The organism is Streptoverticillium reticulum (assembly GCF_047456005.1).
Lineage (GTDB): Bacteria > Actinomycetota > Actinomycetes > Streptomycetales > Streptomycetaceae > Streptomyces > Streptomyces reticulum.
On record NZ_CP179755.1, the window covers coordinates 785,784 to 797,987 of the forward strand.

Annotated in this window: 12 protein-coding genes; 5 read left to right on the forward strand and 7 right to left on the reverse strand. The window is 71.1% G+C overall.

What is annotated here, in order from left to right:
- Window positions 1–37: 37 nt before the first annotated feature.
- Window positions 38–922 (forward strand): class I SAM-dependent methyltransferase, encoded by an 885-nt coding sequence (locus ACMATS_RS03535; protein ID WP_414166838.1) that lies wholly within the window; start codon window positions 38–40, stop codon window positions 920–922.
- Here the strand turns inward: ACMATS_RS03535 and ACMATS_RS03540 are convergent, their stop codons facing one another.
- The 3 genes from ACMATS_RS03540 to ACMATS_RS03550 all read right to left on the reverse strand — a co-directional run bounded on the left by ACMATS_RS03540 (window position 923) and on the right by ACMATS_RS03550 (window position 4,526).
- Complete coding sequence (locus ACMATS_RS03540; RefSeq protein WP_414166839.1) at window positions 923–2,497, reverse strand: AMP-binding protein; 1,575 nt, start codon at window positions 2,495–2,497, stop codon at window positions 923–925.
- Between the two features lie 95 nt (window positions 2,498–2,592).
- Window positions 2,593–3,483 (reverse strand): LysR family transcriptional regulator, encoded by an 891-nt coding sequence (locus ACMATS_RS03545; protein WP_390782429.1) that lies wholly within the window; start codon window positions 3,481–3,483, stop codon window positions 2,593–2,595.
- A gap of 5 nt (window positions 3,484–3,488) precedes the next feature.
- Window positions 3,489–4,526, reverse strand: coding sequence for an aldo/keto reductase (locus ACMATS_RS03550; protein WP_414166840.1), 1,038 nt, complete (start codon window positions 4,524–4,526; stop codon window positions 3,489–3,491).
- A 91-nt stretch (window positions 4,527–4,617) separates the two neighbouring features.
- Here ACMATS_RS03550 and ACMATS_RS03555 point away from each other — a divergent pair, with 91 nt between their 5' ends.
- From ACMATS_RS03555 to ACMATS_RS03565, 3 genes are all read left to right on the forward strand, one after another.
- Window positions 4,618–5,256, forward strand: a complete 639-nt coding sequence (locus ACMATS_RS03555) for a TetR/AcrR family transcriptional regulator (protein WP_414166841.1) — start codon at window positions 4,618–4,620, stop codon at window positions 5,254–5,256.
- Window positions 5,257–5,330: 74 nt separating this feature from the next.
- Window positions 5,331–5,924: an RNA polymerase sigma factor gene (locus ACMATS_RS03560; RefSeq protein ID WP_414166842.1), complete on the forward strand. Its 594-nt coding sequence runs from the start codon at window positions 5,331–5,333 to the stop codon at window positions 5,922–5,924.
- Complete coding sequence (locus ACMATS_RS03565; RefSeq protein ID WP_414166843.1) at window positions 5,921–6,898, forward strand: CU044_5270 family protein; 978 nt, start codon at window positions 5,921–5,923, stop codon at window positions 6,896–6,898. The genes ACMATS_RS03560 and ACMATS_RS03565 overlap by 4 nt, the downstream gene beginning before the upstream one ends.
- A gap of 55 nt (window positions 6,899–6,953) precedes the next feature.
- Here ACMATS_RS03565 and ACMATS_RS03570 read toward each other — a convergent pair whose 3' ends face one another.
- Window positions 6,954–8,333: an FtsW/RodA/SpoVE family cell cycle protein gene (locus ACMATS_RS03570; RefSeq protein WP_390782424.1), complete on the reverse strand. Its 1,380-nt coding sequence runs from the start codon at window positions 8,331–8,333 to the stop codon at window positions 6,954–6,956.
- A gap of 170 nt (window positions 8,334–8,503) precedes the next feature.
- Window positions 8,504–9,625, reverse strand: coding sequence for a DUF5954 family protein (locus tag ACMATS_RS03575; RefSeq protein ID WP_390782423.1), 1,122 nt, complete (start codon window positions 9,623–9,625; stop codon window positions 8,504–8,506).
- A 97-nt stretch (window positions 9,626–9,722) separates the two neighbouring features.
- Here ACMATS_RS03575 and ACMATS_RS03580 point away from each other — a divergent pair, with 97 nt between their 5' ends.
- Window positions 9,723–10,376 (forward strand): class I SAM-dependent DNA methyltransferase, encoded by a 654-nt coding sequence (locus ACMATS_RS03580; RefSeq protein ID WP_390782422.1) that lies wholly within the window; start codon window positions 9,723–9,725, stop codon window positions 10,374–10,376.
- A 66-nt stretch (window positions 10,377–10,442) separates the two neighbouring features.
- Here ACMATS_RS03580 and ACMATS_RS03585 read toward each other — a convergent pair whose 3' ends face one another.
- Together ACMATS_RS03585 and ACMATS_RS03590 are read right to left on the reverse strand one after the other, a co-directional pair.
- Window positions 10,443–11,111, reverse strand: coding sequence for a transglycosylase SLT domain-containing protein (locus ACMATS_RS03585; RefSeq protein WP_414166844.1), 669 nt, complete (start codon window positions 11,109–11,111; stop codon window positions 10,443–10,445).
- Window positions 11,112–11,438: 327 nt separating this feature from the next.
- Window positions 11,439–12,161: an HNH endonuclease family protein gene (locus ACMATS_RS03590; RefSeq protein WP_390778900.1), complete on the reverse strand. Its 723-nt coding sequence runs from the start codon at window positions 12,159–12,161 to the stop codon at window positions 11,439–11,441.
- Window positions 12,162–12,204 lie beyond the last annotated feature (43 nt).

Below are 12,204 nucleotides of genomic sequence, written 5' to 3' on the forward strand. Positions count from 1 at the left end.
TGGTCGGCGGTACCGGACAGAGGGAAGGGGAACGAACATGGGCAAGCACACGCACACCAACACGCACACCCACACGCACTCTCACGCAGACGGCGACTTCGACTGGGCCGCCATGGCCGATCTGCTGGAGCTCGAGGGCGAGACGCACAGCCCCTACGTGCGCCAGGCCCTGCAGGAGCTGGCGCACCTGAACCCGCGGCGGATCCTGGACATCGGCAGCGGCCCCGGCGTCGCGGCCTGCCGACTGGCGGAGACGTTCCCGAAGGCCGAGGTCACCGCGGTGGACGGGACGCCGGAGCTGCTCGCCCGGGCCCAGGAGCGCGCCGGGCGGCTCGGTGTGCGGCTGCGGACCCGGGAGGCCGCGTTCCCCGAGGGGCTCGCCGACCTGGAGCCTGCCGACCTGGTGTGGTCGGCGCAGGTCGTGCACCACGTCGGCGACCAGCAAGACGCACTGGGCCGACTGGCCCGGCTGTTGGAGCCCGGCGGCACGCTGGCCATCGTCGAGGGCGGGCTGCCGGCCCGCTGGCTGCCGCGCGACCTGGGCTTCGGACGCCCCGGCCTGCAGGAGCGGCTGGATGCGGCGCGCGCGCTGAACTACAACCGGATGCGGGACGAACTGCCCGGAACGGTCGCGGTGGTGGAGGACTGGTCCGGCATGCTGCGCACCGCCGGTCTCACCGATGTCCGCAGCAAGTCCTTCCTGGTGGACCGTCCCGCTCCCCTCGACGACGGGGCGCGGCGGTCGGTGCGCCTGTGGCTGGAGCGGATGCGCTCCATGCTCGGCGAGTTCCTGGACCCCGACGACATGGCGACCCTGGACCGGCTGCTCGACCCGGCCGACCCGGCGGGCGTCGACCGCCGGGCGGACCTGTTCCTGCTGACCGCCAAGACCGTGCACTTCGGCCGTCGGCCCGAGGCCTGATCAGTCAGCGGCACTGCTGCGGTACGTGGCCTGCAGCTGCTTCCTGTCCGGCTTGCCCACGGAGGTGAGCGGGATCGCCGGGACCAGGTGCACGGCCTTCGGGGCGTACATCGGGCCCTTGTGAGCGGTGACGAACGTGCGCAGCCCGTCCAGGCCGGGGCGGCGTCCGGCCGTGGGGACGACGGCGACGTGGACCTGCTCGGCCGCGTCGTCGTGGCGGACGCCGAAGACCGCGCACTGGGCGACGTCGGGGTGGGTGAGGATCAGGTCCTCCAGTTCGGCCGGGTAGACGTGCCCGCCGACCACGATGATCATGTCCTTGATCCGGTCGACGATGAACAGGTAGCCGTTCTCGTCGAGATAGCCGACGTCCCCGGTGCGCAGCCAGCCGTTCCGGATCACCTCGGCGGTGAGCTCGGGCTGCTTCCAGTAACCGCGCATCATCCCGGCGGACCGCACGTTGATCTCGCCCTCCTCCCCCGGAGGCAGGGTGCGGCCCGCCGCGTCGCGGATGGCGAGTTCGACGCCGGGCAGCGGGCGGCCCGTGGTGATCCGGCCGTCGCGTCCGGTCACCGCATGCTCCTCCGGTGTCACCAGGGTGAGGGTGAGGGCCTCCGACTGCCCGTAGGCGCCGTAGAGCACCGGCCCGAACACCTCGGCGGCGCGGCGCAGCCGGGTGGGCGAGGCGGCGCAACCGCCGTAGGCGAGCCGGCGGAGGCTGGAGTGGTCGGTGGCGGCCAGGTGCGGGTGATCGAGCAGCTGGTAGAGCAAGGGCGGCAGGACGAACACGTCGGTGATGCGCTCCCGTTCGATCGCGGCGAGGACCTCGCCGGGGTCGAAGGAGTGCTGCAGGACGACGGATCCGCCCTGGAGGAGGGTCATGTCGGTGAAGACACCCGCGAGATGGGCGAGGGGCGTGCAGGCGAGGTAGCGCTGCGGCTCGTCGGCGGGTTGGTTCGCGGGCTGGTTCACGGAGGCGGCGTAGGGGCCGTGTGCCATGGGAATTCCCTTGGGGATCCCGGTGGTTCCGCCCGTGTGGCGGATGCTCCAGACGTCCTCCGGGCCTGCCGGGCACGCGAACGACCGCGGCTCGTGCCGTGCGGAGCTCGCCTGCAGGTCCTCGCCGAAGGGGCCGGGCCCCAGGGTGAACACCGCGAGGCCCGGGACCAAGGGCAGCAGTTCCTTCGCATCCTCATACCGGGTGGAGTCGACGAGCAGCACGGCGGCTTCGACGCTCTCGGCGATGCGGGCCAGGGTCTCGGGAGCCATGCCCTCGTAGAGACTGGTCACGCAGGCGCCGGTGAGGTTCACGGCATAGCGGGCGGCAACGGCCTCGGGGGTGTTGCCGGTGAGCAGGCACACGACGGTGCCACGGCCGACGCCGCGGCCGGCCAGGTCCCACGCCGTCTGCAATACGTCGTCGCGGAACTCCCCCGCGGCGATGCGGCGTCCGTCGGCAGCGGTCAGCACCGTGTGCGCCGGGTCGTGCACGGCGAGGGCGGCGAGGATCGCGTCCATGTAGCCGACGAACTCCCCGGACGCGGCGGGGTCGGTGGGACGGTTGGGGCTGGCCATGGGCCGTACCTCCTTGGCGGGCGGAGCACTCATCCTCGACCGTAGAGACGAACTCTCATACCTTCCACGACCAGTTCTGCCATATGTTCATGCCGCTAAAAGCATGATTGCATCCCGCCGAAGTGCTCGACGGCGAGCTCCCGGAAGTGCCGGGCGGCGGCGGAGACATAGGCGTCCTGCCGCCAGACGAGCGTGAGGGTGCGGTGGCAGCCGGGCGCGTCGAGCCGCACCCACGCGACCGGGGCGACGGCCGCGCCGTGGCAGGACATCTCGGGTATGAGGCCGATACCGAGGCCCGCGCTGATCAGTTCCTGGGTCGCGCCGGGCTCGATGCCCTCGCACGTAATGGCGGGGACCAGGCCCGCCTCGGCGAACAGCCGGTCCAGCAGGGCGCGTTGCCAGTGGCCCGGGCGGGTACTGACGAAGGTCTCGTCCGCGAGCTCGGCGATGCCGACGCGCTCCCGCCCGGCCAGCCGGTGGCCGGGCGGGACGGCGAGCAGCACCTCCTCCCGGAGGAGTTCGAGCGAGGCCAGCGAGGGCCCGGCGAGCGGTTGCGAGGCGACGCAGAAGTCCACTTCGCGGTCGCGGAGCCGGCGTTCCATTTCCTGGGCGTGGGACTGGAAGAGGCGGACGGTGACGCCGGGGTGCCGGTCCCGGAAGGCGGCCAGCAGCCCGGCGAGAGTGAGCATGGTCTCGGCGCCGACGGCGACGCTGCCCCGTTCCGGCCCTGCCGCGTCGGCGAGTTCGCGGCGGGCGTCGTCGAGTTCGGCCAGCGCGCGGTCGACGCGGCGCAGGAAGGCGGTGCCGTAGCGGTTGAGGCGGATGCGGCGGCCCTGGCGGTCGAAGAGGGGGACGCCGAGCTCGGTTTCGAGCCGGGCGATGGTGCGGCTCACCGAGGGCTGGGCGACGCGCAGTTCGTCCGCGGCGCGGCTGATGTGCTCGTGGCGGGCGACGGCCTGGAAGTACCGCAGGGACAGCAGGTCCACGACGCCTACCTGACGATGGGCGGCGAGAGGCGGGCGAAGGCTTCCTGCCGGTAGTAGGGGTAGTACGGGTACGGGGCCGGCCGGGCGCTGGCCGCGTCGAGCCGGGCTATCTGGTCGGGGGTGAGCGCCCAGCCGACGGCCCCGAGGTTCTGGAGGAGCTGTTCCTCGTTGCGGGCGCCGATGATGACCGAGGAGACGGTCGGCCGCTGCAGCAGCCAGTTGATCGCGATCTGGGGTACGGACCTGCCGGTCTCCTGCGCGATCTCGTCGAGGACGTCGACCACGCGGTAGAGGTCCTCGTCCGCGACCGGCGGGCCGTAGTCGGCGGTGCGGTGCAGACGGCTGTGCTCCGGGAGCGGCTGCCCGCGGCGCACCTTGCCGGTGAGCCGCCCCCACCCGAGCGGGCTCCAGACGACGGCGCCGACGCCCTGGTCGGCAGCGAGCGGCATCAGCTCCCACTCGTAGTCGCGGCCGACGAGCGAGTAGTAGACCTGGTGCGCGGCGTAGCGGGGGCGACCGTGCCGTTCCGCTGCCGCGAGGGACTTCATCAGCTGCCAGCCGGAGAAGTTGGAGACGCCGGTGTGCCGCACCTTGCCCGCCCGTACGAGCTGGTCGAGCGCGTCCAGCACCTCCTCGACCGGCGTGGCCGCGTCGAAGGCGTGCAACTGGAAGAGGTCGATGTAGTCGGTGCCGAGCCGGCGCAACGCGTCCTCGCAGGCGCGGATCAAGCGTGCGTGGGAGGTGCCGGCGTCGTGGGGTCCGTCACCCATGGGCAGGCCGGTCTTGGTGGACAGGAGCACCCGGTCCCGGCGGCCCTTGACGGCCTGGCCCAGCACTTCTTCCGAGGCGCCGCCGGAGTAGACGTCGGCGGTGTCGAACATGGTGACCCCGGCGTCGAGGCAGATGTCCACCAGGCGGCGCGCCTCCTGGGCGCCGGTGGTGCCCCAGGCCTCGAACAGCTCTCCCCGGCCGCCGAAGGTGCCCGCACCGAAGCTCAGCTCCGGGACCATGAGGCCGGACGTTCCCAGCTGTCTGTATTCCATGACGAATCCCCTCCCATAAACGGTTCTACGATCCCGTTAGGATGCAACGACCGTACCAGCTGCGAGCCATTAAAGGAACAGGAGTCCCGTTATGAAGTCCGAGGAGCCAGTGCCCGAGCCGGAGCCGGGGACCGTGCGTCCCGGCGGGCGCACCGCCCGGGTGCGGGCGGCGGTCCTGCAGGCGGCCGGGGACGTACTGGCCGAGCAGGGCTTCGCCCACCTCGACCTCGGCGATGTCGCACGCCGCGCGCAGGTGGGCAGGACGACCGTCTACCGCCGCTGGGGAACGGTGACCGCCCTCGTGGCCGACCTGCTGCAGGACATGGCCGAGCAGTCCCTGCCCCGGACCGAGACCGGCTCCCTGCTCGGCGACCTCAGGGCCAACGCCCGGCTCGTCCAGCGCACGCTCACCGACGCACGGCAAGGGCCGCTGTTCAAGGCGGTGATCGCGGCCGCCACATGGGACGCCCGGACCGCCGAAGCCCTGCACTGCTTCTACGACACCCGAGTCGCCGAGTGGGCACCGTGCGTGCAGCAGGCCGCCGACCGGGGCGAGGTGCCCGAGGACACCGACCCGCACGAGGTCGTCCGCGCCGTCTCCGCCCCGCTCTACTACCGCCTGTTGACCGGCGACACCCCGCCCGACCGGGCCGCCGCCGACCGGGCCGCGGAGGCCGCCGAGGCCGCCGCCCGCGCCGGAGTCTACGTACGGCGCCACCGGCACACGTGACCCAGGTCACCCGGAACCGCCTGCGCGCCGCGGAGAGCAATGATGTGTGAGCACCACAAAACACAGGAGACCGCATGCGCGCACGACTACGAGCAGGTGACCGCGACGCGTTCGCCCAGCTCTACGAGGAGCATGCGCGGACGGTCTACAACCACGCCTACCGGCTGACCGGCGACTGGTCGACGGCGGAGGAGGTGATGTCCGAGACCTTCCTGGAGGCATGGCGCACCCGGGAGCGGCTGGAGCCGGACGGCGATTCGCTCAGGCCGTGGCTGCTGGGGATCGCGACGAACAAGGCGCGCAACGCCAACCGCAGCGTCGGCCGGCGTCTCGCCTTCCTGGCCCGCCGCCCGGCCCCGGAGCCGGTGGCGGACTTCGCCGACGAGGCGGCCGGACGGATCGACGACGCACGGCAGCTGGCCGCGGTCCGCCGGGCCCTGGGCAGTCTGCGGCGCCCGGAACGGGAGGTGCTCGTCCTGTGCGTGTGGTCCGGGCTGGACTACGCGCAGGTCGCGGAGGCCCTGGACATTCCGGTGGGGACGGTGCGTTCCCGCCTGTCCCGCGCCCGTGCCCGGCTCCGCCGGCTCGCCGACCAGCCACTCGAAGCACCGGATTCACCGAGCGGTGCCGCCTTCGCGGCCCTGACCGTCCAGGAGGAGGCCCGATGAACACCACCGAGCGCGAAGAGCTGTCCCGGCTGCTGCCGCCGCCGGCCGAACGGGACCTGCCGCCCGGCCGGCACCTTCACCACAAGGAGCGGCTGATGCGGCAGATCGACCGCGACCGCGCGCTGGCCGCGACGGTCCGGCGCCGGCTGCTGCGCCCCGCCGTACTGATGCCCGCCACGGCGCTGGCCGTCGCCGGCGTCCTGATCGCGACGCTGCCGGACGCACACCGCACCCAGACACCCGCCGAAGCGCCCCGTACCGAAGCGGCCTCCGGCCGCGGAGCGGTCGTGCTGCTGGACCGGATCGCGGCGGTGGCCATGAAGTCCGGCACCGGGCCGGTGCGCGAGGACCAGTACGTGTACCTGCGGGGCCTGACGACCGAGACCGTCCACTACAAGCCCGTGAAGGTGAGCGAGCCGAAGGAGTGGGAGAACTGGCTGCCCCAGAGGTCGGCTCCGCGGAAGGACGACCAGGGGCTGCTCAAGCAGGACGGGAAGTACTTCCCGGTCATGGGCGATCCCGTCCCGGCGGGCCTCGACCGGCCGACGTACCAGTGGCTGGCCTCGCTGCCCACCGACCCCGACGCCCTGTACGAGCGGCTCCGCAAGGAGGTCCGGCCGGTCAAGGGCCAGGACGGGGACCAGACCGTCTTCGAGGCCTTCGGCGGACTCCTGTCGGCCGTCATGCCGCCCGAGACCGAAGCCGCCCTCTACAAGGCGGCCGCAAAGATTCCGGGCGTTGTCGAGATCCCCGACGCGACGGATGCCAAGGGCCGGCACGGCATCGCCATCGCCCGTGAGGACAAGCAACTCGGTGAGCGCACGGAGTGGGTCTTCGACCGGCAGAGCCTCGGCTACCTCGGCTCCCGCACCTGCCTGACCAGGACGAGCGACCGGGGCACGGCGGGCACGCTCGTCCACGCCACCGCCGTCCTGGAACGCGCCGTCGTCGACGCACCCCGGCAGACGCCCTGACGATGACCGGAGACGGCAGAGGCCGGACCCCCTCGGGTCCGGCCTCTGCGTGTTCTCAGTGTCTGATCAGCTGCGTCGCCTGGTCGTCCTCGTCGGGCGCCGGCTCCGGATCGGGTTTCCGCGCCGCATCACTGATCTTGATCAGCAGCGCGATGAGCACCCAGGTCGCCACTTGGGACGAGCCGCCGGACGCGAGGAACGGCAGCGCCTTGCCGGTCAGCGGGATCAGGCCCATGACACCGCCGCAGACCACGAAGACCTGCAGCGCCAGGGCGCTGGCCAGGCCCGTCGCCAGCAGCTTGCCGAACGGGTCGCGGGCGTCGAGCGCGGCCCGCAGACCGCGCTGGACGAGCAGCGCGAACAGCACGAAGACCGCCATCGTGCCGGCGAGCCCGAGCTCCTCGCCGACCGTGGTCAGGATGAAGTCGCTGCGCCCGGCGAACTTGATGAGGTCCGAGTGGCCCTTGCCGAGGCCGGTGCCCATGACGCCGCCGCTGCCGAAGCTGAACAGCGCCTGTGCGGCCTGGTCGGAGACGATCTCGGCGGGCCGGGGCACCTTGTAGTAGTCCATCGGGTGCAGCCAGGCGGCGACACGGCCGTGCACGTGGGGCTCGAAGGAGGCGACCACGACGGCTCCGACGGAGAACATCAGCAGACCCATCACGACCCAGCTGGTGCGCTCGGTGGCCACGTACAGCATGATCACGAACAGGCCGAAGAAGATCAGCGAGGTGCCGAGGTCGCGCTCGAAGATGAGCACCACCAGGCTCAGCACCCACACCGCGGCGATCGGGCCGAACTGCCGCCCGCGCGGCAGGTAGAAGCCCATGATCCGCCGGCTGGCCAGCGCGAGTGCGTCCTTGTAGAGCGTGAGGTATCCCGCGAAGAACACCGCGATGCCGGTCTTGACGAACTCGCCGGGCTGGAACGACAGCGGGCCCAGCACGATCCACCGCTTCGCGCCGTAGGTGTCCGCGCCGAAGAACGCCGGGGCGATCAGCAGCACGAGCGCGGCGAACACCATGACGTACTGGTAGCGCTGGAGCAGGCGGTGGTCCTTCAGGAGCACCACGATGGCCAGGCACACGGCGATGCCGATCCCGCTCCACATCAGCTGATTGGTCTCGCCCGGCGCGGAGTGCCAGCGGATCTTGTACGAAATGTCCAGCCGGTGGACAAGCACCAGCCCGAGGCCGCTCAGCCCGACGGCGAGCGGCAGGATCAACGGATCGGCGTTCGGGGCGAATCTGCGCATCACCCCGTGCGCGGCGGCGGCCACCGCCGAAAACCCGAGGGCGTAGCCGAACAGCGAGCCCGGCACCTTCCCGTCGACGGCCATCCCCACGGAGGCGTAGCCGAACAGCGTGAGGAGTACCGCGAAGGCGAGCATCAACAGCTCGGCATTGCGGCCCCTCCCCACGTTTGTCCGTGCCATCCGGGCCGCAGCCCTTCCTCCCAAGCCCATGTATCCCTCGGTTCCCTTACGAGCCGTTTTCCGGCGAGCTCTGCGCTGGCGTGCGGCGACACGGCCGAACACCCAACTGAAGGAGGTTCAGGACTCGTAAAAGGTTGCGCCTTTGCCTCCCCCATCACCCGCCATTTTTCTCACACTCCGTCTGCGCGTTTCCTGCGCCCCCTCACCGCAGCGCGACGGGCCTCCTCCTGCTCCCACAGTTCCTTGAGCCGCAGCGTCTGTTCGTCCAGTTCGAGCGGTTCGTCCTCCTCCTTCCACTCGCCCCGGTCCTTCAGCTGCTGCACCGAGACCTCGACGGGCGGGTCGGGGTCGAAGTCGGAGGGCCGGGGACCCTCCGGGCCGTCGGGGCCGACGCGGACGAGCCGTTCGACCCGCGTCACCCGGAAGCGGGTTCCGGCGACGTTCACCACGTTGCCGCGGCTGTCGTCGAGCCGGTCGGCGGCCTGCGCGTACACCGCGCGTTCCGCCTCGTCCAGTTCCATGGTGAACGGTGCCATCACCCGCAGCCAGGTCGCCAGTACGTCCCGGGCGCCCTGCGGCGTGGAGGAGGTCGCGCCGGGCCGGTGCGCCCGCCACCGGCCGTCGACCCGCTCGGAGACCATGAACGCGGCCGGCAGCAGCACCCCGCCGGGATACCGTCCGGCGGCGCGGCGCGCGTCCTCGGCCACCTCGGGCGGTACGCCGCGCGCGGCGACGAACTGGACGAGGTCCAGCTTCAGGATGCCGTCCGAGAGGCCCGTGCCGGCGGCCGGGTCCACGACGAACCCCTGGGTGCGCGACGGCAGTCGGTACGCCTCGCCGGTCTCCCCGGGGTCGGGGTCGGAGGGGCGGGGAGGCTCGGGGCCGCTGCCGCCCATGCGGATGAAGTGGGAGGCCCGGACGATCCTGAACCGGTGTCCCAGCACGCGCAGCTCGTCGACGACTTCGCGGTCCATGCGCAGTGCCGCGTCCATCCAGGTCCTCGCGGCCTTCTCGTCGCCCGCGTCCTCGGCCTCCTTGGAGCGCATGCGGAACTGCGATCCGAGCGTGTCGCGGGCCTGTTGCGGGGTGTCGCACCCGTATGCGGACAATTCCCAGCCGCCGGCCTCGCGTTCGTGCGCGTAGAAGAACTCGGCGACGCCCACGCCCATCAGGTCCGGGTACAACTTCCGGGCCTGCCAGGCCTCCTGCTCGACAAATGCCGCAATCGGCCCTTCCTGTGGGGCCACCCGGAACATCAGATAGGAGGGAACCTTGTCCTCGTAGCCACTCATGTGCCGAATCTGCCGCATACGGACCCGGCACGTCCGGGAAACCGGCGAATCACCCCGCGCGGCGGCTCCGTTGCACCGGGCGCTAGGGTGCTCCCCCGTGACCACGCCCTCTCATCTGCACACCACGCGGGCGTTCTACGACGCCATAGCCGTCGATTACGCCGAGCGCTACAAGACCGTGCTCGCCGACACGCCACTGGACCGCGCCATGCTGGCCGCGTTCGCCGAACGCGCGCGGGACCGCGCCGCCGGGCCGGTCGCGGACCTCGGGTGCGGCCCGGGTCGCGTCACGGCACACCTGCACGCGCTCGGGCTGGACGTCTTCGGCGTCGACCTGTCCCCCGCGATGGTCGCCCTGGCCCGCCGGGAGCACCCGGGTCTGCGGTTCGACGAGGGCTCCATGACCGCGCTGGAGCTGGCGGACGGCGCCCTCGGCGGCATCGTCGCCTGGTACTCCCTGATCCACACGCCGCAGGAGCAGCTGCCGGCCGTGTTCGCCGAGTTCCACCGGCTGCTGGCCCCCGGCGGTCATCTGCTGGTCGCCTTCCAGGTGGGCGACGAACCCCTGCACATCGCGGAGCCGTTCGGCCACGCAGTGTCGCTGGACTTCAACCGGCTGTCGCCGGACCGCATCACTGGCCTGCTGCGCGAGGCCGGCTTCGCCCTGCGCGCGACGACGGTGCGCGAGCCCGAGGAAGGTGAGCGGGTCCGGCAGGCGTATCTCATGGCCTGCAAGTCGGAGAGCGCCTAGCAACACGGAAGGGCGGCGGCACCCCGGTGGGGGTGCCGCCGCCCTTGTGTGTCTGTTTGACGACTCTTAGTAGGCGGAGTTGACGCTGTCCATGGAGCCGTACTTGTCGGCGGCGTAGTTGCAGGAGGCGACGATGTTGGCGACCGGGTCGTAGATGTCCCAGGAGGTGCCCTCGACGTGGTACGCCTTGAAGGTCGGGTCGATGATCTGCAGCAGGCCCTTCGAGGGGATGCCGTTCTGGGCGTTGACGTCCCAGCCGTTGACCGCCTGGGGATTGCCGGTCGACTCGCGCATGATGTTGCGCTTGATGCCCTCGTAGGAGCCGGGGATGCCCTTGGCCTTCATGATGTCCAGCGCCTGGGTGATCCAGCCGTCCAGGTTGTTGCCATAGGCCTTGGGAGCCGGAGCAGCGGCCTCGGCCTTCTCGGCCTTGATCGGGGCGCGCTCGGTGGAACGGCTGGCGGCCTCCTTGGCGGCGCGCTCGGCGGCCTTGGCGGCGGCAGCGGCGGTCTTGGCCTGGGCGGCGGCGGTGTCGGTCTGCTTGCTCAGCTCGTCCTGCTGGGTCTCGCCGAAGGCCTGGTTCTGGGCGACCGTCTTGACGGCCGGGGCGGCGCTGGCGGTGCCGGCGCCGACGGCGGCCAGGGCGACAGCGGCGACGCCGGTCGCCGCAACGGCAGCGGCGGAGAACTTGTGGGCCTTGGGCAGAGCGGTATAGCCGGAGATGGTGGAGCGCATGAGCGAGAAGATCCCTTTCAGTCGCGAAGTCGCAGTGGCCGTCATTGGCGCGAAAGAAGCGCCGTGTCTCGTTCGACGGCGCCGTGCGACCCGACCAGTGTTAGCGGCGGAAAAACCCGCTGGCAAAGGTGTGACCTACTACCGGACCGGGCGGAAAGGGACACCCCCAAAGCAGGCAGAATGCCCGAATTGACCCCATCGAGGTCCACTACCGCGAGTCGTATGTGACCTGGGCCCTATGGGTCGCCTCACAAGCCGGCCCCCCTGCTGTCACGCTCCGGTGGACAGTGGTGACCGCGTTTCGGGGCGCCCCGGCGTTCGCCCCCTCTACTGCTTGAGCGGGACCCCGGACGTGGATTCGGTCGGCAGTTGCTGGGACGGGCAGCCCGACAGCGTCTTCTTCATCGCGTCGCGCTCATCGGGCGTGACCCACAGTTTGTACTGCTTCTTCACCGCGATCTGCCGGGCCACATAAGTGCAGTCGAAGTCCTTGTTGGCCGGGAGCCAGGCCGAGGCGTTCTTGTCGCCCTTGCCCATGTTGGCCGGCCCGTCCGCCGCGACGAGGTTGAGGGGGTCGTTCGCGAGGGCCTCGCGCCGGTCCTGGGGGATTTTCTGGGCGCCGGTCTGCCACGCGTCGGACAGGGCCACTATGTGGTCGATCTGCACCGCCGAGGACTTCGGGCCGCGCTCGAAGCGGATCGTTTTTCCGGTGTAGGGGTCGGCGAGGGTGCCGGAGGCGACGACGCACTTCGAACCGTCTTCGAATCGAGGGTTCTTCAGGTCGCGGCGCAGTATGTCGTTGCGGGTGTCGCACTTGTTGCCCCCGCCGGGGGCACTCGTGGAGTCCGACCATGCGGAGCCGAACTGCTTGGTGCGGTCGTAACCGTCCTTGGACGCCGCCTTCTTCACCGGCAGTGCGGCGAGGGCCGCTTGCGCGGACCCCGGCCTGCCGTCGGCGTCTGCCGTGCCTTTGTGGCCGCCACCGGAACATCCGGCCAGAGCCACGGGGAGCAGCAGGGCTGCGACGACGGTGCGGGTGCGCGCGGACAACGGGGGCCTCGTCTCTTCATTCTTGACTGATCGTTTACTTCGG